Origin of the sequence: Erysipelatoclostridium sp. DFI.2.3, from assembly GCF_019132535.1 — a bacterium.
Lineage (GTDB): Bacteria > Bacillota_I > Bacilli_A > Erysipelotrichales > Erysipelotrichaceae > Clostridium_AQ > Clostridium_AQ innocuum.
Genome location: NZ_JAHOOJ010000029.1, coordinates 1 through 26,791 on the forward strand (window position 1 = coordinate 1; position 26,791 = coordinate 26,791).

Here is a 26,791-nt window from a genome sequence, read left to right on the forward strand (position 1 = left end):
ACAAGGTCCTTGATCTGCTTTGTCGAAATAAAAGATGTGTTCATAGTATTTTTCCTCCTGTAAGTATGTTTCGTATCTACATTCTTACCCGCTTTTTACTATTTACACATCTTTTGCTATATTCCCTTATCTTTTAAAATCAGTGATACAAAGTTGTATTTCTTTTAGGTTTTTAGTATGTTCCATATCCATAGATAACATAACTATTAATAGTATAAGTGTTTTGTTTACATTGATCATTAGAATTGCCTTCTACTGTGTAAATAATATTATTTTCTACTTTTTCAACAATACCAACATGATCACTAATACCATCTCGTTGCCAATCAAAGAAAATTAAATCTCCTGTTTTTGGCGTATAACTTTTATCTTTCCATTGGTCTTTATCCTGATAGTATTTTATACCATCTCTCACTGCTGAAAATTTGGGAATTGTTATATCAAGATCACCCGATTGATAGGCTACCCAACTTACAAAGCAGGCGCACCACTCAACTCGTTCTTTATATCCATACCATGACCAATAAGGTGTACCTCCTTGATTGCCTAATTGTGATATGGCAATATTGACAAGATTGCTGTTGCTTGTACCTAAACTTGCAAATTGGTAATACCTCATAACATGAGGCACATATTCAGGATCCCCATAGCTATTCCAACCATGCTTACGTGCCTGCACATCACTAAAGACTTTTGCATTTCCTTGAGAGTATGCACCAAAATTAGTTAAAGCCCATTCGATATAGCCATTACCAAAGTTATATCCCTGCATTGCTAAACTTAATAAGGGAATATCTAAAGGATCAGTACAGTTTGCTCTTTTAAGGCAGTCTGCAAAATTTTGCACACCAACTTGAATTGAATATTCTGGATCAGTTATAGCATTGGGTGTATTAGGAAACTTTGTGTTAAAGGAACATTCACTAGATTGCATAGGATCAGTCCCTTTACCACCTGATTCTTGCATCATAATTGCCTGTAATGCATTGATAAAATGAGGTATTTCATATTCATCTGCATACTTTTGGATGATTGGTGTATATTCAATAACTTCCTTTGATAGCTGATTACCACTGCCACTGCTGGAACTTCCAGTCATAAAGATTCCACCAATCAAAGCAATCAGTAATATAATAAGGATAGCAATCCAGCCAATTGAACAAAGAAATGTAAGTGATGTTCTTGTTGTATCGATAATTCTTTTAACAGCACTGACTCCCTTTTTTGATACTGACCATGACTTACGTCCTATGGCTTTTATTGTATGATAAGATTCTTTTGATACTTGAGCAGATTTAATTGCTGACTGCTTTGCTATTTCCTGAGAAGTTTTTATAGTAGTTTTAGAAGTGTTTTTAATTGTTTTACCACTACTGATAGAATCTTTGATGTTTGATTTGGTATTTTTGATTTCTTTTTTTGTCTTTCTGTTTGTGGTTCTGATATTTTTTTGAGCATGTTCTTTTGCTTTTATTTTTGAAGGAGTATCACTGCTACTATCTATATCGTCTAATACCGTATCTTTTTTGGATTTTCGTTTACTTTTGATATAACGATATCCTTTTTGCACTTGTATCTTTGTTTCAATTGCTGTTTTATTTGCTAAATGTTTAGCATTTTCATTAACCTTGCTAACTGCATAATCATTAGGACTTGTGTGTTGAGGTTGTGTATTTTCTTCAATTTTATCTTTTGTTTTTGATGATATATTACGAATATGTTCTCCAGCAATTAAAGCCTTATCAATTGATTTGACATCTTTGATGATATCTCTCGTTTTAATTGATTTGCTCATCTTTCTTTACCCATATTTTTTCGATAAGGCTGTTCTTTAAAGTATTCAGGATATCGTAGTTTAATTGCTTCAAAAAAATATGGAGCATATTCGCAAGCAAATAACTCTGATGGCGTACTCTCATTCTCATAGCCATCTTGTGTGTAACCGTTCCATAAATTAAAGGCTAATCTTGTTGTTAAATCTGACCCACTGGTTTGCCATGGTTGATTTAATCCATTAATGATAATGGAATCATCTTTTTTATTATATAATTCATCAATATGGTATCGACAGTCTTTATCAATACTAAGCGTATAGAAAAGTGAAAGATGATACGTATCATTGTTTTTGCAACCATTAACAAGTGTATAAAAAAATTGTTCGTGTTCTCTTGAGTTGAATTTCATAATTGGTTTCTCCTATCATTAAAAATAGGGACAGATTATCTCTGTCCCAGCTGTATTTCATTTTTACTTTTTACCTTTGTATTTGTTGGTTTGGTATTGGTTTTCTTTATATCATTAAGTTCAGATTTCACTGATTTTTTTGATTGTGAATTTTTTTCTAATTCAGACAGAGTAGTTATAACACTATCTGTTTTAACTGACATCTTTGTAAATACTGACATACAGAAAAATAAATTTTCCTGTGTTTTTGATATCAAACCTTTGTTAGTATCACGAGGAGTTGTTTCTTTTGATCCTTTACCAATAAATATTCTACCAATGTTTTTTAAATGTGAATTAGCTTCGTGAATTTCATTACCAAGTTTTGATAATTGATCAATATTTTGATCCATTAATTCAATTGAATTGTCTAAACCTTTTTTGATGGTTTCCATCATTCCTTTAACATTTAGTTTTTTTATGGCTGAATTTAAAGCTGATTTACCTTGTTTTTTAAATTCATTAACAGCTTTATCAACTGTTTTTATAACATGCTGTTTTAATTTTATTAAAGAGTTCTTTGCATCGTAGACTTTTGTTGTGACTTTATCAACAGCTTTATTTGCAGTTGCACGAAATGTCTTGTCCTGAATAGAATTTAATTCCTGTTTTACATTTCTCAGTTCTTCTAGTACTGTATCAAACTGATACTCCATCTGATCAATATATTGTATAAGATAATCAAATTCCTTTTTTTGATCACTCATACCGTTTTCGTTAAGAAGCTGACTAAATTTCTTGATGTTTTCCTGTTGTGCTAATGGTTGTTTTTCCATAATTAATGATCCTTTCTATAATGTGGAAAGATAGAAATTATCTTTCTCTATTTTCATTTATTTTTTTCTTTTGACTTGAACGCTCATTCTTATCATTAAATTCAGTGGTTACCAGATTATCTTCATTCAGAATAATATCACCATTATGATATTTATGTTTGATCTTAAGGATTGCTTCTCTTAATGAATTGGCTTCAATCTGGCAGATATGACTTAACGTTTCTTTGATCTCAATGTTATATTTATTCATATTGTTTTCCTTTCATAGCATTTTGACGATCTGTTGGCTTGGTTGTCATTAACTGATATAGTTTGGTATCTTTTGGGAACTGATTAATAAACGGAACTAATGAATTTCCATATTTGATTAGACCACACCCAGCATCAGCATTAGTGATATAGGACATTTGTTCATCACTGATACTTAACAGTTTGGCAAGTTTTTGTCTATCTTGTGAAGCCTGATTTAACATAACAATAAATTCAGAGTTGGATAACATTGTACTAGCAGTTACAGATGCTAATAAATATTCTACATTTTGGGTGATTCCTGTTGGATACCCATCTCTTTTTCTGAACTGACGCCATGCACTGTTGAAAAAGGATGCTGAATACTCATTTTCAAACACGACATGAAACTCATCAATGAACACATGAGTACGAATACCTTTTTTCCAGTTATCTGTTACACGATTTAGCATTGCATCAGTAATAACTAACAATCCCATTGTTTTCAACTGTTTTCCTAAATCCATGATGTCATAGACAATCATACGGTTATTTGTATCTACGTTCGTTTTATGGGCGAAAGCATTTAATGAGCCATCTGTGAATAATTCCATTTCTAATGCAAGATTATCTGCTTCCTTTTCTGGCTGTTCTAATAATTTTTCTCTTAATACGCATAAAGTTGGTAGCTTGCCACCATTTTGATAATCTTCATAGACTAAAGCAACACAACGGTCAATAATTGATTTCTCTTTTGGTCCTAGTCCATTTTTATCCAACTGTTCAAACAATGATAAAATAAATTCAGACTTATCAATAACTGGATTTTTACCTTCACCATAACCTTGAGTCATATCCATAGCGTTGATGTGGTCATCACTACCTGCTGCTATATGGATAACCTCGCCACCTAATGCTTTAATAAGTGCTGAATACTCATTTTCTGGATCGCATACTAAGATATCATCATTGGTACTTAATGCTAAAAATACAATTAGTTCCTTAGCACTGAATGATTTACCAGAACCAGGTACTCCAAGTAAAAAGGCAGACTGATTTAACAGATTCTCCTTATTAACCATAATCAGATTATGCGATATTGCATTTTCTCCATAGTAAATACCATCTTTATCCATGATTTCTTGAACTCTAAAAGGATTTAATACTGCAAGACTTTCTGTTGTAAGGGTACGAAGGGCATTGATCTTACGAACACCCATTGGTAAAGCGGTATTTAATCCATCCAACTGCTGAAAATTGAGAGGAGCCATTTGACATAGATGTTTGCGAGCAGTTGTTAATAATGCTTCACTGTCTGTTTCTAACTGTTCTAAACTGTCAGCTGTTAATACAAATGTTAAAACTGCAAACATCATTCGCTGATCTCTGGTGGTTAGATCATCTAAAAATTCCTTAGCTTCTTTTCTCTGCTGTTCCATATCGTAAGGAATTACAGCACTAAAGTTATTGCTGGCATTTTGACGTCTTTGCCAGTTGGTTATATTTGTTTCTACACCTAATAAACGATTTTCTACTTCTCTTACTGCTTCATCAGTTGGAACTGGAATCACATCAATGCTCATCATCATGTTATGATTCATATCCGTTAGTTCAGCAATCATGTTGTCTTTAATATAACTGGCATATTCCTTTAAAAAGAAAACACGACCATATCGTGTTCCCATTGTAAAATAATCTTTTTTAAATTCAAAACTGTCAGGACAGATATAGTCTTTAAAATCATGCCCTTTTCTCATCAGTTGTTTAAGGTCAATTTTGAAATGAGTTTCCTCACCAGTTCGATAGAAATCATGTAATATCTGTAATCGCTCTACAGCATTCAAGACTTTACATTTAGAGTCAAGTCTTGCTAGATGTGTTGTCATATCCGTAGTAACTCGACGAAAATACATTTTTGCATCTTCATAGTTTTTTCTAAATATAGATACTGTTAAATACATTTCTCTAATCATACCATTCGTTCCCATTGCTTTATCTAGCAACATTTGATTATATTCTTCACGATACTGATCAAGACTGTCATTCATTAAAGGCAATAGAATTTCTTTTTCAAAATTCTCCTTATTTAATCGTCTTAATGAAATTGTTATTTTAGTGGTTGCACCACTATCAAATGAATTTAGTAACTCTGAATATTCTAAAAACATAGCTTCTTTATCTTCACAAGAAGCAACTGCATAATTGATATCAGTAAACTTATAAGTTAAAGAAAACTTGTTTTTTCCTACCTGAAAGATACCATCATTATAGATGGTATCAACAGGAATAACCTGTTGTACTTTTTTTGGCACTTTAAATTTTTCTTTATCCTGCTTGGTTAAATTACTTAACGTTTTTATCACGTTTTAGTACCTCTCTTTCTTTTTTATTTATATAGGGAATCATTGCTTCCCAGTAAACATTATTGCTTTCAAATTTAATTTCTCTAGGAATCAGTAGTTCTGATTTAATCCATGCCCATACAAACTGCTCAGCAGTAAGTCCATTATAGGTAACAAAGCCTAATGCAGCAAATGGGGAAGCTCCTAAAACACAAAACCATGATAATGTTTCTAATCCAAAATAGGGCTTCATTATAAAATACAGTAGCACTGCCATAAGACAGGCTAAAATTGAAAAAATGAACTGTCTAAGTGACAGTCCAAAATAAATAGATTCTGTATAATTACGGATTTCCTTGTTTACTTTTACTTCCATAAATATTCCTTTCTCAAAAAGAAAAAAAGAACTTAATCAATATTAAGCTCTTAAATCATTCTTATTGTTTTTGTTTAAATGATAACATCTTTTCCAAATAGATAATTCCTTTAGTTTCATCAATAGAATAATAAAAATTAAAGGGAATTTTTGATGAAGTATACTTATATAAATATTTAGAATATAGTGGTGTTTTACCAGCGTTCTCTGATAAGAAAGAAGCAACATACAATATCTCATTTAATACTTTTTGAGCATAATCATAATTTTTAAAATGCTCTATACAGTATGAATCAATATTGTTTAATGTTTCATCTATTTCTTCTGTAATGAGTACTTTATAAACCATATTTCAACTGATGTTTTTTAGCAAAATCATCAACACTCATAGTTTCTATTTCACCATTCATAAGTCTTTCATGCTGTATATCTAACTCTTTTTTAAGTTCTATTTCTTTGACAAAGTCATTTAGTTCGTCATCAGTCATAACGTTATAAGAAATACCATCAAAAACCATTTTTCTAATTTCCATATAACCAACTCCTTTTCTATTTGTAGTATACCATATTCTTTGTTTTTTGAGTATAAAATTGATGAATTGAAAATAAATTTTTATAAACCCATCATTTCTCTAACAACACGATCACTCATCTTGACTGCCCCAACCAAAACAATCATATTGAAGATAAGTTCACCAACATAACTCCATACCTGAGTAACAGCTTGAGCAGTTTCATCTACTGCTGGTGGTGAAGATGCAAAAAGTGAAAAGATGATACATGCTAATACAACAATAGCTCCTTCAAGACAGACTGCGCAGTATGATTTCAAAAATGATTTTCCAACATTCTGCGTTGGCTCACCACCAAATGTAGATAACGGAACTGGAGCAATTGCGGTATAAAGATAAAGTCTAAAAAATCTTCCATACACACTCATAATCATGACAAAACTTAATATTGTAATGAACAATCCACCAATCAAAGTAACTGCCCATAGAGGTATAGAGTTAAAAAAACTAACATCTTCTATGGCAGTAATAAGTGAATCAGGAAGAACAGTATCAGTTGCAGCACCAAATCCAGCACTGTTCATAATTGTTGATACAATTCCCTGTACAATTTCAAATAATGCTATCATAAGTTCCAGTCCATAAGTGACAACTCCTTTTGCTAATGCAAAACGAATAAATAACTTTAGTGCATGTTCAGGTTTCTTGACTTCTGCGAATGATCCACACGTTTTCATTACACCAACTACAAAGAACAAAACTAATAGGGCAAGACCAATGGCCATTAATGCACCATTGATCTGCTCTATAACTTGCCAAATGCCTCCACCTTTAAAATCTTTAGGCGATTGGGTAATAATATTCCATATTTCAGCTAACTTTTCATTCCAAGTATTTAAAGCATTTTGCAGGTTTTGAACGATCCAGTTATCACTTTCCATTAGCCTGCAATAGTATTCAAAATTTCTTTAGCGAATGTAATAATAACACCACCTGCAAGTGTCAAGAAACCATTCGCTCTTTGTGAAGGATCGTGTGATTTCAAACTTAGACCGATTTGAACAATACCAAAACCAAGCAAGATCATACCAATTGCTCGAATCAGTCCAAAGATAAAATCACTAAGATTATTAATAACCGTTAGTGGATCTCCTTCAGCATGAACTGGTGTCAAACCTAGTGTAAAGAATGCAACTAATACTACATATATAATAAATAATACTTTCCCTTTACGAGATAGTGTTTGTTTTTCATTTTTCATTTCATAATTCCTCCATATTTTTTATTCATCAGCAAAAACAAATTCAGTATCACTTAAATCAAAATCTAAAGCCTCCTCAATATCATAACTCAATGATACTGAAGCAATTGCTTCTGTTATTTCTCCATGATGATATTCAAAATCTTTATTACCACTATCTGGTGTCATAGAAATATTTGGATGATGGGTTATCTCATATTTTTTATCCATGATGGGACGTTCACCGCGAATAAATAAAATAGCTAGTTCATTATCTAATAGCCTTACTTCATCAGGCGTTAGTAACTCACGTCCATTATTTTGATAATTGGTAGAATAGTTCCCACTATGACCTGTGCTTTTACCATAAGTGTTGGTATCTATGGTTGCTTTACCTAATAGCTCAGATACATATTTATGAGTGCTTTGCTCATTTCCTCCGAGATATAAAAATTCATCACAGTTTCCTACGATAGATTCCCACTGCTTTTCAAATAATGCTTTTAATTGGGCAAGATTTTGGAGAATAATCGAAACTGACACTTCTCGGCTACGCATAACAGATAAAATTTTATCAAAGTCATCCGGCAAACTGACGTTCGCAAACTCGTCCATTAAAAAATGCACGTGAACAGGCAATCGTCCATGATACTTATGATCGGCTACCCAGAACAGTTGTTGAAACAGCTGGGTATATAAAATGGAGATTAAAAAGTTGAATGATGTATCGTTATCGGGAATAATTGCAAATAAGGCAACTTTCTTTTCACCAATACTTGTCATATCTAACTCATCAGTTTGTGTTAATTTAGATAAGGATTCAAGATTAAACTTTTCCAAACGTGCCGCTAATGTGATCTGAATAGATTTTAATGTTTTTGCACTACCTGAATGATAATCTCGATAATACTTAACCGCAATGTGATTAGGATTTCTTTTTTCTAGTTTAAAGAAAAGAATATCCAGTGGGGACTGATAATAATCATCATCTTCATGCACTTCACCAGCTCTAAGCATTTCCATAACCATAGGAAAGTTTTGCTCATCTTCAGGGGCTTCATATTTAAGATAAAAGATCAATGCTAGTAAAAGCATACTTGCAGCAGTATCCCAAAAGGGATCCTGACTCTGCGCCCCTTTAGGGGTTGTTGCTTTAAACAAATTGGTCACTAACTTTTGTACGTCATTATCATTTTTCAGATAGGCAAATGGGTTATAGCAAAACGATTTATCCATATTGATTAAATCTAATACTCGTACTTCATATCCCATCTGTTTAAGCATATTTCCAGTATCTCTGGTTAGCTCTCCTTTTGGATCTAATACAACAAAACTGGTATTTCCCTGTAAAAGATTAGGTTTTGCATAAAATCTTGTCTTACCTGCACCACTTCCACCACATATCAAAGTGAGTAAATTACGTCGATGTTTTCGACTGTTATAGCTGATACGAACATTTTGTGTCAGTATCTTATCTTTAATGGGTTTCCTACTTGAATATTTTTTATTCACTTTTGTAATGGAACCCCATTTGGCACTTCCATGTTCTTCGCCACGTCGATAGTTCTTTTTTGTAGAATAATAAATTCCAATACCTACACCATAGATACATAGAAAAAGGAAGATAGTTTTTAAGCTATCTTCCGTCCATGTAATGGATAAAGGGTTGTTTAAGGCATTGGTCATATCAGCAAGATGTGAAAATATACCTCCTGTAAATAAATAGGGGGCTAACAATAAAGCTATCCAAATTACTGGAACTGTACCAGCAAGAAATAGTGCTAAATACGTTTGATTCTGCTCATCGCTCACTGCGATCACATCCTTTATATCTTTCTTTGGCTTCAATGACTTTTAGTAAGGTATTATCAATGATTTCAGTATCCTGATTATTTTTAATCATTTCTGTTCTTCTGTCATTTAATGTGTTTAAAATTATACCATAATCATATTTATCCAACCTAAGTGTATAAATTTCTTTCATAACTTATCCCTTTATCTTTCATATGATTTTTCTTTAGTAGATCGATTTTGAACTAATGTTGGTTCCATGCGATTAGAGATATCATTTGCAATATTTTTAATTTTTGCTAATTCTTTTTTGATATCCTGTGGCTCATTGGTTTCACTTTGAGGACTAACTTCAAAGATAAAATCATCAGTATTTACACCATATTGTTTACACAACATATAAGACGAAGCATAGGCAGTTAAGTGATTTTCATTGCGGTCATAATGAGGATTATCTTTCGCCATCATTGCATGAGCAATTTCCATTGTTGTTAGCTGAAAAACTTTTGTAGCATCATCAAGACCATTTCTTAAATAAATCTTATCTGAATTTTTATCATACATAACAGCATAACCTTGTGGCATTTGTTCTGGAGTGATTGATTTAAAGCCTACAGGGGAACTGTTTGCTAATGCCATAATTAAACTGTTGATGTCATTTAATGGTGTTTCACGATGACGTGAGTTTTTAGATTGAGAAATATCATAAACCTTTTTGGCATTGATATAAGTGCCTACTGATCCATCTTCACGACGATATTCATCACCCGGCTCTAAAATCAATACCTTATTATCCAATTCGTTTCTGCGGATATAATTCTTTTGATTTTTCCAGTAACTTAGATCACCTAACTGTGTAGCCTGTGGCATTTGTTTTAATACCAGTAAAGCATTATTCACTGAATAACTAGGAAATTTACTTTGCATATCTAAATAGGACTGAAATACTTTAGGATCAGCACCAACACTTAATGCCATCTCATTAGCCATAGAGAAACACTGTTCTCTGTTTGCCTTACTTTCAGCAATAAAGGCATCAATTGATTTCTGTTTGCTTTCTTCAGTACTTTGAATACCTGTAAACATTTCATTTAAATTACTCATAGATTATTACCTCTCTTTTCTTTTGGATTTTTTAGTTTTAGGTTGTTTATGGTAAACAGCTTTAGAAGAATTTGATTTTGATTTTTCTTCTTTTATCTGCTTAGTCGCTTTTTTATCCTGTTCTGCTTTTATTTCATTTAATTGTGATTTAACACTTGGTTTTGGCAGTTTAATAGGTTCCCCCACGACTTTCTTCAATGAAGGCTCGGACTGACGGGATTTTGTCGTCTTCGCCAGATTGGGGTTTGAAACATTTGTTTCCTTTTGCAGTGGTTTTGCAAATACTTCTTCTAGCACTTTTTCATTCTCTGATTTGGTTGGTTTATCACGATCAGGCACTTCTTTATTCTTTTTCGCCTCACGTGTTCTTTCAATATCTGATTTGATTTGAGCTTCAGATTGACTAACATCAGCAAATTTAAAGCGTTCTACTATACGATTAATTCTGCTGGCATCTTCTTGTTTAACAATGATATCAATCATACCATCATTACTCATCTTAGAATCACGAATACCACTGTATAAAATACCGTATTTCTTTGCCTCAATTTTAAATTGTTCATAATCACTTGCTTTAACAGTAAAAATAGTTAAAGGTCGTCCTGTTTTGATTAGATTTTCTAATCGAGTACGACCTTTGCTTTTTTTGTTGTCTTTTAAAATCGCATACAGCATGGTGGCTACTTCTTTAGCTGCTACTCCTGTAATACGCAATGCAACTTCAGCTCCATTCAAGCCCATCTTAATGACTTGATCAGCGGCTTCTCCTCCTGTGTTCAATTTTCGTCTCCTCCTTTCTTTCATCTTCTTTAATAACTTTTAGTTTCTCTTTTATAACCTCTGAACGTTTTGCAATATGATCACATAAGACCACCTCCTTTCGTAATTTTCCAATCTCAGCAGTTAACTTTGATATTTCACTTTTCAGAAATGATTTATCATCTAAATCTTTGCTTCTCAGTTTAGAGCGTAGGTGTTTACGTTTACTGATAAGTGCATTCATTTGTTCTAGCTGTTGATTTTGGTATGAAAAAAGCTGTTGTGAGGTATCAATCTTGTTCATACACAACAGCTTAGTTTCTTTATTAATATTTTCTAATTTTGCGAGATCTTCTTTTAACAAAAAGTGAAGTCTAGCAGGGGATACTGGTTTGTTTTTAGGCAGTATTCCTAACTTAAAACAGTACTGAAAATATAAAGCACGAATACCTTTATATTTACGATGTTTATTTAATGGACCATGTAATTTCATGACAATGATTTTACTAGGTTCTTTCTTTTCAGGTGGAAAACCTCGTGTATTGGCTATAATCTTTTTACAAATGGCATTATAGGTATACTCATCACCTAGATTCCTCGCTAACTTCATACCACGTTCTTTGCCTTGAGGTCTAACGGTAATATCCTTACCTTGTTTGATTGAGTAGCCTTTTTGTCTTAGCAGATAAAAGAACTGTTTATCAGTTAATGCTTTTGAGATAGCTTCATCGACATCGGCTTTAATAATTCCACGCCACGTAGGTCTGCCATCCTGTTCCGCTTTCCACTCACCATAATGTTTTGCTTTACCACGTTTAGGGTTTTCAATGACAGATAATCCAAACTCTTTACAAATACGATCCGAAGTTTTTCGCATTAGCATATAAGTTTTGGTACAGTCATTGTAGCGATAGCCATCTTTAAAGGACACTGAATTTAAAACAAAATGATTGTGGATATGATTTTCTTTATCTAAGTGGGTTGCAACGATCACTTGAAATCGTTCACCCCATAATTCATTAGCAAGTCTAACTCCAATTTCATGTGCTATCTCTGGTGTTGCTTCGTTAGGAGCAAAAGACTGGTAACCATGAAAAGCAACAATACCATCTTCTTTACCATAACGTTTTTTAACTGCCATCATTTCCGTTCTTGCAGTATTGATGGAACAGTTAATGCCACTAACAAAATGCTCTTTAAGTTCTTCAGATACAGTAGCATCTTCACGCATTGCATAACCAATCACATCTCCCAATGCTTCAGTTTCATTATCATTCATATCCTGTTTTTCGTAATATTTGGGATTTGTTGTTTTCTCAGGATTTTCAGCATAGATGACTAATTTACCTAGCCAGCCTTTAACATCCCATATCGCAGTCGTTGCCATTATTTATCCATAGGTTGTGGCAAGATAACTGCTTCAGTTATTTTTGTTACCGCATTTTCAAATTCTTTAACTGCATGATCATACTGTTCAACATCAATGACATTTAACTGATGAGCTTTTCTTGCTAGCTGATTTAGATTATTTCCAATAGCGTGTAATTCTTTCATCATCATATAGTAATCAGCTGGTGGACTATCTCTAGGAACAACACCATTTATCAAATGACGAATATATGCTTCCTGTGATAGACCACTTCTTTGCACTAATCTAGCAAGATGTTTTTTTTCTTTTTCATTTAATCTTGTGATAATTGATATATTTCGTTTTCTCATTTTTTTGCTCCTTTTTATTGTAAAATAAAAACAACAGCTTATTTTCAGTCTGTTGCTTATTGTATTAATTATTTTCTAATTTAAATACATATCCATTACTATTTAAAATATTAAATGTATCAATTAATCTAAATTGTTGATTCCTATCAATTAATAATTCTTTCTCATTTCTAAATAATACAAACCAACTTATATCACTAATATATGCAACTGGAGAACCCTTAGGAATCAATATTATTGCATATCCCTTGCTGTTAGATACTTTAAAAAATCTATTCAATAGTATACGATGATATACATGAGTACCTTTAAAATCAGCACATTTAAAAATACTATTTTTATTTAAAGTTTTATAATAGTTATTTTCCTTTTTATCAATACATCTAACTACTATAATATTTTCTTGTAATATTGGACATTTTCTTATTGCCTTTGAAATAATACTAGCTTCGAAACAATCTTTATCATCCCTTAACATAGCATTTATTTTTCTTGAATTTCTAATATACTTCCTTATTGCTTTTTTCTCCTCTTTATTCAAATTCTTTTTCCAATTTGAAAATTGCTTTTTTAAATTATTAACATGTACTACTTTAAAATGCACACTTTCATCAATTCTACTATCTATTCTATAATGTATATTTCCTCACCTTCTTACTCTATCTAAATTTTAAGGGTATTAGGGAAATTCCCTAAAAAGGATAATGGGCTATCCATATCCAGTGCTTGCTGGTATAGTGCATAATATAAAGTAAGAGTGTGTATTTTGGTTTCCGTTATTTTACAACTACCTCAAAAGAATTTTGGTGAATATCTACGGGATAATAAATTAAATGTTATGATTTCGCCATTTGATTAACCATTTGTTTAATAATTTTCCACACTCACATAAATATTCAATATAATTAGGATCACTACATTTACTGTGTTTATTTTTATATACACTTTCTTCATAATTATAATTGCTGACTTTTTCTAAAAATCTTCTCTCATTTGATTTGACATATGTGTTAAATTGTTTTCGTTCTTCTTTATTTTTAAAACACAAAATAACATTATATGGATTAGAAAGCATATATTCAGATTGGCATATATCTGTTGACTCTTTAAATGAATTTTCTTCTATTTGTTTAATTGTATCATATGAATTGCATAACCAATTATCAATCATATATTCTATAGAATCCTTTTCAACATAACAATAACATATATACTCGTTATTCGTATTCTGAAATAGTATTTGATTTTTCCACATTGTACGCTTAAACCTGAAACTATCTGCAAAAATCGCTAATGTGGAGTATAAAACTGTTGATAAATATTTTAAATTAATCGTATAAATATATGAATTGTGTATTTTTCCTGGTAATTCATTCATCCAATAAATTTCGTGTTCAATTTTATCAATATTTCCTTGATCAAATCTTTCTTCACATAATTTATATTGAATAGTAAATTCAGGAAATAGTTTATGATAATATTCTCCAGAAAAGTCATTACTTGAATGTATCCCATCAGTTCCAACTGGATACCATGATTTTGTATCTTTTAACAAATATACTGCCTTTTCCAATGGTGATAGATCTAAACCAAGTCTTTTTTTCCACAAGTATTCAATTTTATCAAAATCTGCAGAAGATGTTTTAGGAGTATTTGTATCAACAACACGTGTGTATATATGGTACTTAAAGATATCATTATAATTATCTATTAAATAATAGGGGACATTTTTACTGTTTTTTATGATTATTACATCTATTTCTTTTTCTAATTCAATCGTTTGCACATAAACGTTAGGGCGACAGCCATGTGCAAACTTTTTAGTATGCAAAAAATCAATTACATTTTGTTGGTTCATACGATTTTCGTTTTTTTCAATACCGCATATTTCTGCAGAATCATTTACACCAATTATAATATAAGCATCCTGATTTGCAAGATTATTTGCCATACAAATAATATCATGCAATAAATCTCCTTTGTTTTTATACCATTCTTGTTTGAAATCCCAATAATCTCCTTCTGTCTTAAGTTCAATTAAATTTCTAATTTTATCTTTTAAATTTTCCATAATTTCCACCTAATTATTCAATAAATATTTTGTTTTTCCATGTTCTTATTTATATTTATATAATACAATAAATTTATTTTTAAATTATCATAAAATATTTCTTTAATCTATATCTGAATCTAATTTATCATTAATAAATCGATACTCTTTTTTATTATAGACTCCTTGTTTATTTCGGTCCTTTCCTTTACAATAAGGACATATATAAATCACTCTACCATCTGGTAACGTTCTATAGTGTCCACGAACTCCCCAAACTGTAGCTGTGTACTCGTGGTTAGCATTACTTGCACCATGTTTTATGATATTACCATCTTCATCTATTTGAATTATTCTTTTGACTAATACAATATGATTATTTTTTTTAAATTCTTCATAATTTTCTGATATCTCATCTCTTTGCTTTATAATTCTAATTTCTTCAGGACAATTATTCATTTCATATTGAATTCCAGCCCAAAAATTACCTAACCAGTATGATAACTTAGCAATATCATCATAATTAAAATAATTCAATGCTTCTTTATTTATGGAAATAGGTAAAATAAATGCGCCTTCATCTTGCCCAATTTCAACTATTGCTGTTTCCATTTCGATTCCAATGTCTTTATCCACAAGACAAACTGTTAATGCACAATATACACTTTTATTAATATATGTGAAAGTGGCATATATTCCATATGCAGACGCCTCTGTACGTACTCGATTGACATTACTTAATAGCACACCTATTTGTGTATCTGCATTTAAATCACCAAATATGTTTAATTCAAATTCTTTTAATGCAATAGGTTGCGTAAAAAAATCATATGATCTACCTATAAAAGATATTTTATCAGCAACAATATCAGTAAGATCAAAATAATCAATAGGTTTTGTAAAATTAATTTTCTTTTCATTTATTACCACTCTTGAAAAATTTATATCAGCCATTACACTTTTTCCCCAATACCATTGAAGTTCTTGAAGTGTAGAAGGCAATCGATTTGATCTAAAATTCATTTACTTACTCCTTTCTATACATTGTCATTTATCTATGATAATATTATCTCATTTAATAATATCGCATACAAGAAATTTAGAAATTACAAAATAATTTGTAACAATCAGTATTTATCTTGTGTAATTTTTAGTATTCGCTTTTAGTCTTGATTTCGTTTTAGCAATACCCAGCCTCATACATAGATTGTCATTAGTGTCTTTGTAATTTTTAGGAGGATCATCATAACAACTGTATTCAGGCATATTTGATTTCATATTTTTAATAATTAACTTGGTAGCTCGTCTTCCAACTTTATCTAAATCCAAATGAAAAACTATATTCTTGACTTTTGTATGTTCTTTTAGAAACTGCTCTAAAGCAAGTGGAATCTTAATTTTCGTAGTATCATTTCTAGGCGCATATATACCTGTTAGAGAAAGAATATGCTCGTGATTAAACTCTTTATTATCCAGCTCAAATAAAGTTGCTTGTGATAATACATCTATTGGTGCTTCATTAACATGAACAGTGTCACAATCAGGATTATTTGATTCTATACAAAACGAATAACGTTTATCACTGCCAGTCGCATCACCTATGAAATCTTGATTAATCCCACGTAATGCTATATGTCGAGGTTTATTAGTCTTTTTGTCCCAGCCTATAAAAGCAACATTTTGATATACCTTATTTGTTGATGGACTTGTATATTCATTTTCATATAATAGATAGTGGTCAATACAATGTTTAATAACATTAAATGATATTCCTCGACTTAATAAATAATTAATAGCATTTTGATCTGTTTTTGCTCTTTGAGGAATCTGTAATTTTTTATCTCTTTCTTTTTCAGAGTAGGGAATATATTCAGGTTCTTTTACTTTTATGTTTTCTGCAATAATTGTAGCTGCATCTAAGAATGTGTAATTATCTACTTTAATTAAAAAATCTAGTGCTGATTTACCACCAATACCCATTGACTGCCAATTCCACAATCCATTGGAAATATGCAAACTGTCATGATCACGTATACAATAGGTATTATGCGAAATCTTTTTTAATCTATCTGGCTGATAATTTAACAGATATGTCAATAAATCAACCTGTTTTACTTTCTTTAATATCTCTGGTTTTATATATGCCATTTTACATAACTCCTTTTAAATATTTTTATGCAAAAAGGAGAATCATTATTGACTCTCCTTAAATAGATTTGCTCTTGCAAGCATGAGTATCATATCTTTAATTCCTCTAAAATAGGACTCTTTCATTAATACCTTATTGATAGAACTATTAATTTCATGATATTCTTTTATGTTTTTTTAATCTTCTTCTCTAATTGTTACAGGTTGTAATAACTCTAATTTGTTAATGACTGGAAAGTCATCCAGTAATAACCCCTTTACATATAGAATTTGCTGATATTCATCATGCAACTGAGCATCTTGAGTTATTTCATAACACAACTCATCAAAGTTATCATTTAGTAGAGTAAGAATACTCCAATATCTTTTATCTTCCAACATTTTCCCACCTCCATATAATAAATTACTGGAAAAACAGGAAAATTACAAATGTGCGATTTATTACAAAAGATTAATGAGTATTAACCATTGCAGACATTCTGCTAAGCCTACTTTATACATTTCACATTTTTCATAATTATTAATCATGTGCTGATTTTGCATATAGGTTGCTAATGCTTGTATTTCCTCTTTAGAGTATATATCTTTCGTTGCTACAGTAGATTCAATAATATCAACTAAATGGGGATACTTCAGTTTTACTTCTTCATTTTCCTTATTCAAGAGTTTGTAATTATCACAAGCAGATAGATTATCTAACATTTTGGAATCTAGCCTGTTAAATAAATCTCCAAAAGATGAGATATTTTCTTCTAAAAACGGATCAATATATTTTGTCATAAAATACCTACCATACTTAATAAAGTTATACAATCAGCAATACCTGTTTTATATAATTCTAAACGTTCATAATCATCAATCTGTCTTTGATATTCTATATACTCCTTTAATTTTTGCATTTCTTCTTTTGAATACAATTCCTGCGTTAAATCTGTTAGTTCAAAGAATGCATAAATAAACTTATTCTCCTCAGCTAGATAATCAGCTTTATTCTTTAATGAAATATACTTTTCAGATTTGTGTTCTAATTCAGTACAGCTTTTGTCATCTAATCGGTCAAGGAATCTGCTCATAAGCGTAGCGTGATCTTCATCTAATAAATCTATAAATTTCATGGCTATCCACCTCCTAGATTTATTATAGGAAATGAATACCCATACGACAAATGTGCGATTTTTAATTAACGTACATAATCTTTAGATTTAACATTCATTTCTATATCATCATTACTTCCTATTTCATTGTTATCAATGATATTTGGATCTTTTTCTTCTATTTTTAATTCCATTGTCAACTTAGCAAATTGTTTTGCTTTTTCCTGTAGTTCTTCTTCACGATCAAAAGGTTTTTCTGCTTCGATTTTTGCTGAAGCTAATTGGCTTTTTACATCTGCAAGGGCATTTTCATTTTCTTGTAACTGTTTTTCTAAACCATCAAGTGCATTATTGATTCTAACAATATTACCAAACTTATCACTACCTAAATCAATCTGATAGCGACCATATCCTTTTAACTGAAGTTTATATTCTGCATAAAATGAATCAAAGAATACAGATATTTCAAATGAACGATAATGACCAATGGAAATAGGATCTGGAGATGTAATTGCTTGACACTGTTCAATCAGTTTATGGCCTGCTTCTGCCTTATCCTGAATAAAAACATTATTCAATGTCATACCGACAAAATCATCATTAGATGGTAATGGATTTTGATTTCGCTGTTCAATATCTAATTTAAGATGTTCAATAATTTCTTCCAGCTGATTGATTTGCTGAGGATATTTTTTTATGATAGCATCCTGATACTCATACTTTTGGTTGAGAAAACTGGCTTTTAATACATTTAGTTTATTGATATCCTGTTCAAGATTACAACGTTCCATAATTTTTGGATCACCAGAAGCAATAGCTTTAATTTCTGCATAATTTAGTACTGCTTCATCGATTTCTTCCATCGTTCTCTGCGGTGTTTTAGAGGTAAATATCTGTGATATAAAAGTCTGTTTTTTCTCAATCGTCTGATAGAGATAGGAGTCAAATGTTCCCTCAGTTACATACGTATAAATAAAGGCTTCACTGTTGAGATTACCTTGCCTTGCAATTCTTCCATGACGTTGTTCTAAATCACGAGGTCGCCAAGGACAATCTAGGTCATGCAATGCAACCAAACGGTCTTGAATGTTTGTTCCAGCACCCATTTTAGAAGTTGATCCATTAATCACACGTACTTTCCCTTGTCTTACTTTACTAAATAAATCCTGCTTTTGTTTCTCGTTTTTAGCTATATGAATATGTTGGACTTCTTCTTCAGGAATTCCCTTAGCAATCAGTTTTGCTTTCATATCATCATAGACATTAAATTCATTTTTACCGTTAGGAGTAGATAAATCACAGAACATAATCTGAGTTAGATTTTCATCTTTGTATTCTTGCCAGATTCGATAAATATTATTCACACAAAGATTTACTTTACTGTTAGGATTATCTGGCAGTAGTGGATTAATAATTCTTTGGTCTAATGCTAATTTACGTCCATCATTAGTAATTTTTAGCATATTGTCAATATGTGGATCTACTTCACGATTTCTTATAGCTTCTGCACGTTCTCCAAGTGCTTTTATCATTTCTTTTTGTTCATTAGAAGCAGGGGCAGAAATGATTTCTTGGTGCATTTTAGGAGTAGGTAATTCCAGCATATCCGCAGTTTGAATATCCGCTACTTCTTTAAACATCGTCATTAGTTCTGGTAAATTGTAAAATCTTGAAAATCTTGTTTTTAATCTGAATCCATTGCCTTCTGGTGTTAATTCCATAGTAGTTGTTGTTTCTCCAAAAGTGGAAGCCCAAGCATCAAAGGACTCTAATCCATGTTCCTGTAACAAGTTGTATTGCAGATACCTTTGCATGGTATAAAGTTCTGCCATACTGTTGGCTACTGGTGTACCAGTTGCAAATACTACACCACGATAATTCGTTAATTCATCAAGGTATCGTGTTTTCATAAACAAATCAGATGCTCTTTGTGAGTTGGTTTGGGATATTCCTGATACATTACGCATTTTTGAAAACAAAAATAAGTTTTTGAATAAATCTGCTTCATCGACAAACATCATGTCAATTCCTAACTGTTCAAAACATAAGATATCATCTTTCTTGGAATTGTCATTAAGTTTTTGCATTTTTTCCTTAAGACGCTTTTTCATGCTTTCTAACTGCTTGACAGTAAAACGTTCACCGTTGTTATTCTTAACGGTTTCAATACTGTTGCTTATTTCTTCAATCTGATCTTCCATCATTTTGATTTGTCGCTCTACTGAAATAGGCATTTTTATAAACTGTGAATGAGTAACTATAACACCATCCCATTCACCAGTTGAAATTCTTGAAAAGAACTGATGACGATTATTTTTAGATAATGTATCTGTTGTTGCAACGAGAATATTAGCACTTGGATACAGACGATAAAAATCACTGGCAAAATCATTAATGATATTATTAGGAACAACATAAATAGGTTTGTTGCAGAGTCCTAATCGTTTTGCCTCCATTCCAGCCCCAATCATTTCAAAAGTCTTTCCTGCGCCCACTGAATGGGCGAGCAGTGTATTTCCACCATAAAGGATTCTAGCAATAGCATCAATCTGATGCTTCCTTAATTTGATATCAGTATTCATGCCTGAAAAAGATAAATGACTGCCATCATACGTTCGATTACGAATGGAATTGAATTTTTCATTATAAATCTTAGTCAATCTTTCACGACGATCAGGATCAGACCATACCCACTCAATAAATCTGGATTTGATAATATCCTGTTTATCTTGAGCAATTGCTGTTTCTTTTTTATTCAGTACACGAACTTCTTTACCTTCATCATCTAACTTCGTATCAAAAATTTTGACATCTCTTAAATTCAAGGTATTTTCGATAATTTTATAAGCATTGATACGATGCGTTCCAAAAGTTTTGGTGGCTCTAACACCACTGTCTAAACTTTTACGAGTTACATTCCATTCTTCAGTAGCTGCTAAATAGATAACGTGAATGTCTTTCTGTTTCCATGATGGGGTTTCCAGTAGATGAAAGATAAACTGTCTATAAACATCTGTAGGGATCCATGTTGTACCTAATCGTAAACTGATATCACTGGCTTTGATAGGCTCAGGCTGAACTTTTTCTAGGGCTTCAACATTTGACTGATAAAGCTCTGGATTTTGATTAGCCATCTGTTTTGCAATCACTAATTTCGCTCGTACATTACCTGATAGATATTCATCAGCAGTTTCATAGACTGGTAAACCATTCTCATTTAATTTCTCTGGATTAGGAAAGATAATCCCATCTAGTTTTTCAATTAGTTCCTCTTTGCTGAAGTTTGATATCTTAGTCATGAAGTCAAAATCAATATGAGCTTTTTCAGCAATACATACCGTTAAGGCTTCACTGGCAGTATCTACGGATTTGATAACTTTTCTTGCCTTGATTGTCTGCTTATAAAAGATATCGGCTTTCTTTTTGAAAGATCTATCATCATTTAATATTTCCAGTGAACAAAGAAGGCTATAAGAACTATCTTCCTGAAATGCCAGTTTATTTCCACGACTGTTAATGATTCCATAATTTTTACTGAAATCATCATAGAGTGAATTAAGTTTTTGCTGTTCTTCGTTAATGAGATGAATAGGTGCTTCGTTAGTTTGCAAATCAATTAATTCTCTCATGCAGTCACGTATTCCTATCATTCCTCTAACTCTGTTTTCAGCAGTTAGCGACATATCTGAAGGATACATTCTACTGTTTTCACGATAATAAATAGTACCGTCTACAATACAGTAGCTGAAGTTGCGAACAGTTGGATCGGCTGGAATTGACTGATCTTCTTCATCAGTGAACAGTATTGGTTCAGTATTTATTTTGGCTTCTATAGAATCCATTGCAATAGCAAGGGATTGTGCTAAATCAACTTCTTCAAATGCTTTACAGTTTGTTGTTTTACCATACTGTGAAGTTTCTTCGACCATTGTTCCTAATATCATCTCTGGATGATTGACAAAATAAGAATTCATTGTTAAACCATCTTCATTGGTATCAAGATAGATCCACTCAGGCTCGTATAAAAGTGGTCTTTCTCTTTTCTGTAGGATAAGGATATCGCTGGTAATTCTTGTTCCTGCATTGTTCATGAAGGTATTATCAGGTAAACGAACAGCACCAAGCAGTTCAGCTCTTTGGGCAATATATTTTCTAACATCATTGTTTTGTTTATCCATTGTAAACTTAGAAGTCAATAGGATAACAATACCTCCAACTTTAACTTTATCCAGTGCTTTAGCAAAGAAGTAGTCGTGTATCATAAATTTATTTTTGTTGTATTTAGGATCATGGATTGGAATCTGCCCAAAAGGAACATTTCCTACTACTGCATCAAATAAATTATCGGGAATATCCGTTTCTTCAAATCCCTGAATAGCTATTGTTGCATTTTGATACAGTTGTTGTGCAATTTTCCCAGATATTTCATCTAGTTCAACACCATAAAAATGACAATCCATATCGTTAGGTTTCATTCCAAAGAAATGACCAATACCGCAGGATGGTTCCAAAATATTACCTGTTTTTAATCCCATATCCGATAATTTTTGATAGATGGATTGAATGACTACTGGAGGTGTATAAAAGGCAGTTAGAGTGGATTCTCTAGCTGCCTTATACTGTTTGTCATTGAGGAGTTCCTTCAATTCCAGATATTCATTTTTCCAATTGGTTTTTGTTTTATCAAAAACATCAGCTAACGATCCCCAGCCAACATAATGTGATAGGATTTCCTGTTCATCAGGAGTAGCTAAACGATGTTCCAGTTCCAATTTTTTTAATAATTGAATTGCCTGAACGTTCGCCCTGTATTTTTCTTTAGGACCTCCTGCACCTAAATCCATATCCTTAATAGCAAAGTCATGACGCTCATTATTGGATACTTCCGGATACAGTTTATGAGAAGCAATATCTGATGTTGGCTGATATACCATATTAGGGATATTTACAGTTTCAATAATTTCAACATCTTCAAACAATTCTTTTTGAGGTGGTAAATCTTTAATTTCATTCTCATGCTCAGCAACAAGGATAGATATTCTTCTTTGGGGATCACTGTCAAACTGTTCACGAAAATATTTTAAATCATCATCACTGCCATCAAAACTAGAAATTAAGCCATCAGTTCCGTATTCAACCTCGGTAGGGTAATTATTTAAAAATATTCTCATTTTTTCAAGATGATATTGTTTATCTATAATGTTATGAAGCCATTTGTGAGCATACTCATTTAATTCTTTTTCAGTATCTGTATCAATGACCATATTGCCATTCATTGCTACAGACTGGTAAAATGCTGGCACATCCTTTTCAAATGTTCTTGCACTGAGTAACTGCCGATCGCTGTCGATTACAAATTCCATATTGGTATCAGTTAACAGGTTATCATCAGTTTCTAAATAATGTGTCATAGAAATACGATCATCGATAATTTCAATATCTAATGGCATATCATGTTCACCAGCAGTAAATCGCATAAATTCACTATCACCAGTAATAATCAGTGGAGCAATCTGCTTTATTAGTCTGTAGTTTTTTTGAGCAACTTCACTGTCTTTAACAAGTTGAACATTTTCTTTACCTGTTTCTAGTACAGGAATCAACGAAGATATCTTATCTATTGGATCATCATGATAATTTTCTAAATATGATGAAAGAGCAGTATCACTTCCATCAAACGAAGTAATATTACCATCGGCTCCATAACTGATAACTGTTTCTTTACCCTCACCATTAAACAAAACAGAGGAAAGAATGTGTTTATCAGTAGAAATACTTTTAATAAACTCATTAGCAAATTCATTCATCTGCTGTTCTTCATTGTAGTCAACTTCTCCGTTAAATAATGATATCTTAGTCGTTTCTCCTCCAGCTGTCATTTCACGAATATTTAATGTTTCTAAAGATGTATCTAACTGAAATAGATACTTTTCATTACCATTATGATCAATTGTAACAGTATCATCATTTAGAGTTATTGAAATTACACTCAGTTCATTGGGTGAGCGAAAAATCATTTCTATCGCCTGATTGTTGATTATAAGCGGTGCAATTCTTTTGAAAAGAACATAATTTTGATAGCCTAAGGTGTTTCGTTCCTTTTCATCTGCAACAATTATTCCTTGTTCCTGTTCATCATTCACTCTCATCAGTGGTCTGCTTTGATCGTAAAGGTATCCATTTCGATAATCATGTCTAAGATCATTTTCAAAATCTTCTTTACTTATTTCTAAATCATTATCATCATATAGATTAATAATAATGACATCTTCATCAATCAGTTCGATTGTTCCATAAACAGGTATCTGGTTATGAATAATAAAAACAAAATCACCAGTATTGTAACGTGGTTCCTCCTGAGAAATATAAGCACGATAGGAATAACGAATTTCATTATCATTGCTGAGATTTGAACCTTTCTGCAATGCCAAGTAAATGCTAAGTTCTTCTCGAAGCATTTTTGCAGTTACAAATGTATCATTGTTATTTTCTTCCATAATAATAGCATTCATAAATTTGATATAACCTTCTAATCCAGCAATATCATTTAATGTATCCTTTTGGTTTTGAACTGCATCCTGAAAATCTTCATACTGATCAGCAAAGTCATAAGGATCATACAGTTGCGCAAACTCTGCTAGTGATCTTGCTAATGAATCAAATAAATTATCAGCTGGCTCATAAGGTGTATTAATCAATGGTGTTTTCTTCTCGTTAAAGAGGGTATATTTTCCCTGATAATAATCCTGCATACGATTAAAATATTTCATTCTGCTTTCATAATCTTTATCAAATTCAGCTGTATTTGATAAAGCAATCTGCATCATATCAAGGACGTTAGCAGTATTGGATGGATCTTTTAATAAAGCTTTAATCTCACGATTTTTATCTTCATATTCCAATTGTGAGCTATATGGTCGAGGGTTGTTGAGTGGTAATCGACAAAAGAATGAGTAAATATTTCTAGCAAGTTCCTCGATTTCATAATCTTTCATTCCTGCTTTTTGTTCATCATTTAAATATTTATCTCGTGAAATGAGATAGGATAATCTCTGTTCAACATCCTTCCACTTTAGCATAATCTCAGCATAGGGTTTATTGTAACTACCTGTTTTAATTTTTAATCCTTTGGGGCTTGCATCATAATTATTCGCTCCACTCCATCCCCATATATCTTTAATAAATTTAATTCTGTCTTTTTTGTCTTTGTTGTTTAGAAAAAAAGAAAGTGTATCATATTTTTGATGCACACGATGTTGACTGGCAATAATTGAATCAATCGTATCTTGAGTTACAAAATAGGTGTGTTGAGGTTCCTTATAATCAATAGCTTCAAACTTGATATGAGGCATTGAAAGTTGCTGAATAACTGGAAGGACTTTATCAGGTGCATAACTTCTCCAATGATGACGCATATAGTCTGGATTGCTTTGATAATCATTGTTGAATGCTATTAAAGTACTTATAGTTCTCTCATAAAATTCTTTATCTCTTAATAATTTTGCCATCTCAGCTGTTCCGTTAGGAAAACCTTTATGATAATGTTGACGAAGTTCCATCATATGATCTGTTTCATCAAAGTCCATGTCCTGACACATATACCATAAATGTTCTGAGGCTTGCTGATATTCATAATTAGCACATTGATCAAGTTCATCCTGAGAGATATATCGTCCTTGATCTAATAGATTGCGAATACCTTTTGCCACGTCTTGCCAGCTCAATATCTGCTTATCAAATGCATTAACGATTCCATCACCCCAAGTGATTTGAATACCATCATTATTCCATTTATACGAAACACTACGATTGTCAATAATAAAACCATTACTGCCCTCATTGTATAGATTTTTAATAAATTCAGCATTTTCTTCAACAGGCTGATCTAAAGAGAAATAGTTAGCTATTTCTATTTTAGATTCTTTTTTCTCAGTTCCTTCACTTAAAACTGCATCAACAATGTTTTGTGGCATTGCAAATGGCTTTATTTCCATGTTTTTTTGAGATGGTTGTACTGGTTCCATATCAAATAAATTCAACTGCTGTTTTTGAGTAGTTGGTAATGGTTTTAAAGGAATAGAAAGATAGACATTTCTTTCAATCATGTCCTCAATAAATGAGGTCACATCCTGCCACGATATATAATCTTGAAAATCCGGATTGGAATAACTGCCTTTCCAGACTTTTAGCATATCTTTATCTTGATCACGATAATAGCCTAAACGCTGATTATGATAAATTTCTTCAATAATCATGACTTTAAAACTTTCTTTAACATAGTTAGTTCGTTTATCCTCGTCATCATAAAATTCAAAGATTGCTTGAATATCTTTGTTTTTATGACTACGAAAGCGATCATACTTAATCAAATGTTCATATTCATCAAGCGTAAAAAAAGCAGGTATTTTATAATTACCTACTTCTTCATG

General features: G+C 31.8%; 24 protein-coding genes. All 24 read right to left on the reverse strand.

Annotated elements, in window-relative coordinates; all coding sequences use genetic code 11:
- Positions 1 to 172: 172 nt before the first annotated feature.
- Positions 173 to 1,795, reverse strand: coding sequence for a lysozyme family protein (locus tag KSZ58_RS20050; RefSeq protein ID WP_217752886.1), 1,623 nt, complete (start codon positions 1,793 to 1,795; stop codon positions 173 to 175).
- A complete protein-coding gene (locus tag KSZ58_RS20055; RefSeq protein WP_217752887.1) occupies positions 1,792 to 2,184 on the reverse strand; it encodes a DUF6075 family protein in 393 nt (130 codons plus the stop codon). The genes KSZ58_RS20050 and KSZ58_RS20055 overlap by 4 nt, the downstream gene beginning before the upstream one ends.
- 35 nt (positions 2,185 to 2,219) lie before the next feature.
- Entirely contained in the window at positions 2,220 to 2,999 is a 780-nt protein-coding gene (locus KSZ58_RS20060; RefSeq protein ID WP_217752888.1) for a DUF3535 domain-containing protein, read from the reverse strand.
- 37 nt (positions 3,000 to 3,036) lie between these two features.
- Positions 3,037 to 3,249: a DpnD/PcfM family protein gene (locus tag KSZ58_RS20065; RefSeq protein WP_217752889.1), complete on the reverse strand. Its 213-nt coding sequence runs from the start codon at positions 3,247 to 3,249 to the stop codon at positions 3,037 to 3,039.
- A complete protein-coding gene (locus KSZ58_RS20070; protein WP_217752890.1) occupies positions 3,242 to 5,590 on the reverse strand; it encodes a VirB4-like conjugal transfer ATPase, CD1110 family in 2,349 nt (782 codons plus the stop codon). Before KSZ58_RS20070 ends, KSZ58_RS20065 begins: the two co-directional genes overlap by 8 nt.
- Entirely contained in the window at positions 5,571 to 5,945 is a 375-nt protein-coding gene (locus KSZ58_RS20075; RefSeq protein WP_217752891.1) for a PrgI family protein, read from the reverse strand. The genes KSZ58_RS20070 and KSZ58_RS20075 overlap by 20 nt, the downstream gene beginning before the upstream one ends.
- A gap of 61 nt (positions 5,946 to 6,006) precedes the next feature.
- Positions 6,007 to 6,294 (reverse strand): hypothetical protein, encoded by a 288-nt coding sequence (locus KSZ58_RS20080; protein WP_217752892.1) that lies wholly within the window; start codon positions 6,292 to 6,294, stop codon positions 6,007 to 6,009.
- Positions 6,284 to 6,478, reverse strand: coding sequence for a hypothetical protein (locus KSZ58_RS20085; protein ID WP_217752893.1), 195 nt, complete (start codon positions 6,476 to 6,478; stop codon positions 6,284 to 6,286). Before KSZ58_RS20085 ends, KSZ58_RS20080 begins: the two co-directional genes overlap by 11 nt.
- A gap of 80 nt (positions 6,479 to 6,558) precedes the next feature.
- The gene (locus KSZ58_RS20090) at positions 6,559 to 7,398 is read right to left on the reverse strand and encodes a hypothetical protein (protein WP_217752894.1); all 840 of its coding nucleotides are present in this window, start codon (positions 7,396 to 7,398) and stop codon (positions 6,559 to 6,561) included.
- The gene (locus KSZ58_RS20095; RefSeq protein WP_217752895.1) at positions 7,398 to 7,718 is read right to left on the reverse strand and encodes a glutamyl-tRNA amidotransferase; all 321 of its coding nucleotides are present in this window, start codon (positions 7,716 to 7,718) and stop codon (positions 7,398 to 7,400) included. The genes KSZ58_RS20090 and KSZ58_RS20095 overlap by 1 nt, the downstream gene beginning before the upstream one ends.
- 21 nt (positions 7,719 to 7,739) lie before the next feature.
- A complete protein-coding gene (locus KSZ58_RS20100) occupies positions 7,740 to 9,509 on the reverse strand; it encodes a VirD4-like conjugal transfer protein, CD1115 family (protein WP_217752896.1) in 1,770 nt (589 codons plus the stop codon).
- Positions 9,499 to 9,681 carry a hypothetical protein gene (locus tag KSZ58_RS20105; protein ID WP_217752897.1) on the reverse strand — a complete coding sequence of 61 codons (183 nt, stop codon included), beginning with the start codon at positions 9,679 to 9,681 and terminating at the stop codon, positions 9,499 to 9,501. Before KSZ58_RS20105 ends, KSZ58_RS20100 begins: the two co-directional genes overlap by 11 nt.
- An 11-nt stretch (positions 9,682 to 9,692) precedes the next feature.
- Complete coding sequence (locus tag KSZ58_RS20110; RefSeq protein WP_217752898.1) at positions 9,693 to 10,592, reverse strand: hypothetical protein; 900 nt, start codon at positions 10,590 to 10,592, stop codon at positions 9,693 to 9,695.
- 6 nt (positions 10,593 to 10,598) lie between these two features.
- The gene (locus KSZ58_RS20115; protein WP_217752899.1) at positions 10,599 to 11,372 is read right to left on the reverse strand and encodes a PcfB family protein; all 774 of its coding nucleotides are present in this window, start codon (positions 11,370 to 11,372) and stop codon (positions 10,599 to 10,601) included.
- The gene (locus tag KSZ58_RS20120; RefSeq protein WP_217752900.1) at positions 11,347 to 12,738 is read right to left on the reverse strand and encodes a relaxase/mobilization nuclease domain-containing protein; all 1,392 of its coding nucleotides are present in this window, start codon (positions 12,736 to 12,738) and stop codon (positions 11,347 to 11,349) included. The genes KSZ58_RS20115 and KSZ58_RS20120 overlap by 26 nt, the downstream gene beginning before the upstream one ends.
- Positions 12,738 to 13,070 carry a plasmid mobilization relaxosome protein MobC gene (gene mobC, locus KSZ58_RS20125; RefSeq protein WP_217752901.1) on the reverse strand — a complete coding sequence of 111 codons (333 nt, stop codon included), beginning with the start codon at positions 13,068 to 13,070 and terminating at the stop codon, positions 12,738 to 12,740. The genes KSZ58_RS20120 and mobC overlap by 1 nt, the downstream gene beginning before the upstream one ends.
- Positions 13,071 to 13,134: 64 nt before the next feature.
- Complete coding sequence (locus tag KSZ58_RS20130; RefSeq protein WP_217752902.1) at positions 13,135 to 13,674, reverse strand: ADP-ribosyltransferase; 540 nt, start codon at positions 13,672 to 13,674, stop codon at positions 13,135 to 13,137.
- A gap of 225 nt (positions 13,675 to 13,899) precedes the next feature.
- Complete coding sequence (locus KSZ58_RS20135) at positions 13,900 to 15,141, reverse strand: helix-turn-helix domain-containing protein (protein ID WP_217752903.1); 1,242 nt, start codon at positions 15,139 to 15,141, stop codon at positions 13,900 to 13,902.
- A 102-nt stretch (positions 15,142 to 15,243) separates the two neighbouring features.
- Positions 15,244 to 16,143, reverse strand: coding sequence for a hypothetical protein (locus KSZ58_RS20140; protein WP_217752904.1), 900 nt, complete (start codon positions 16,141 to 16,143; stop codon positions 15,244 to 15,246).
- A 111-nt stretch (positions 16,144 to 16,254) separates the two neighbouring features.
- Positions 16,255 to 17,268: a DUF3991 domain-containing protein gene (locus KSZ58_RS20145; protein WP_217752905.1), complete on the reverse strand. Its 1,014-nt coding sequence runs from the start codon at positions 17,266 to 17,268 to the stop codon at positions 16,255 to 16,257.
- A gap of 177 nt (positions 17,269 to 17,445) precedes the next feature.
- Positions 17,446 to 17,649 carry a hypothetical protein gene (locus tag KSZ58_RS22975; protein ID WP_233104436.1) on the reverse strand — a complete coding sequence of 68 codons (204 nt, stop codon included), beginning with the start codon at positions 17,647 to 17,649 and terminating at the stop codon, positions 17,446 to 17,448.
- A gap of 60 nt (positions 17,650 to 17,709) precedes the next feature.
- On the reverse strand, positions 17,710 to 18,048 hold the full coding sequence (locus KSZ58_RS20155; protein ID WP_217752906.1) for a hypothetical protein: 339 nt from the start codon (positions 18,046 to 18,048) through the stop codon (positions 17,710 to 17,712).
- Positions 18,045 to 18,383 carry a hypothetical protein gene (locus tag KSZ58_RS20160; RefSeq protein ID WP_217752907.1) on the reverse strand — a complete coding sequence of 113 codons (339 nt, stop codon included), beginning with the start codon at positions 18,381 to 18,383 and terminating at the stop codon, positions 18,045 to 18,047. The genes KSZ58_RS20155 and KSZ58_RS20160 overlap by 4 nt, the downstream gene beginning before the upstream one ends.
- A gap of 65 nt (positions 18,384 to 18,448) precedes the next feature.
- Positions 18,449 to 26,617 carry a helicase-related protein gene (locus KSZ58_RS20165; protein WP_374102584.1) on the reverse strand — a complete coding sequence of 2,723 codons (8,169 nt, stop codon included), beginning with the start codon at positions 26,615 to 26,617 and terminating at the stop codon, positions 18,449 to 18,451.
- Positions 26,618 to 26,791 lie beyond the last annotated feature (174 nt).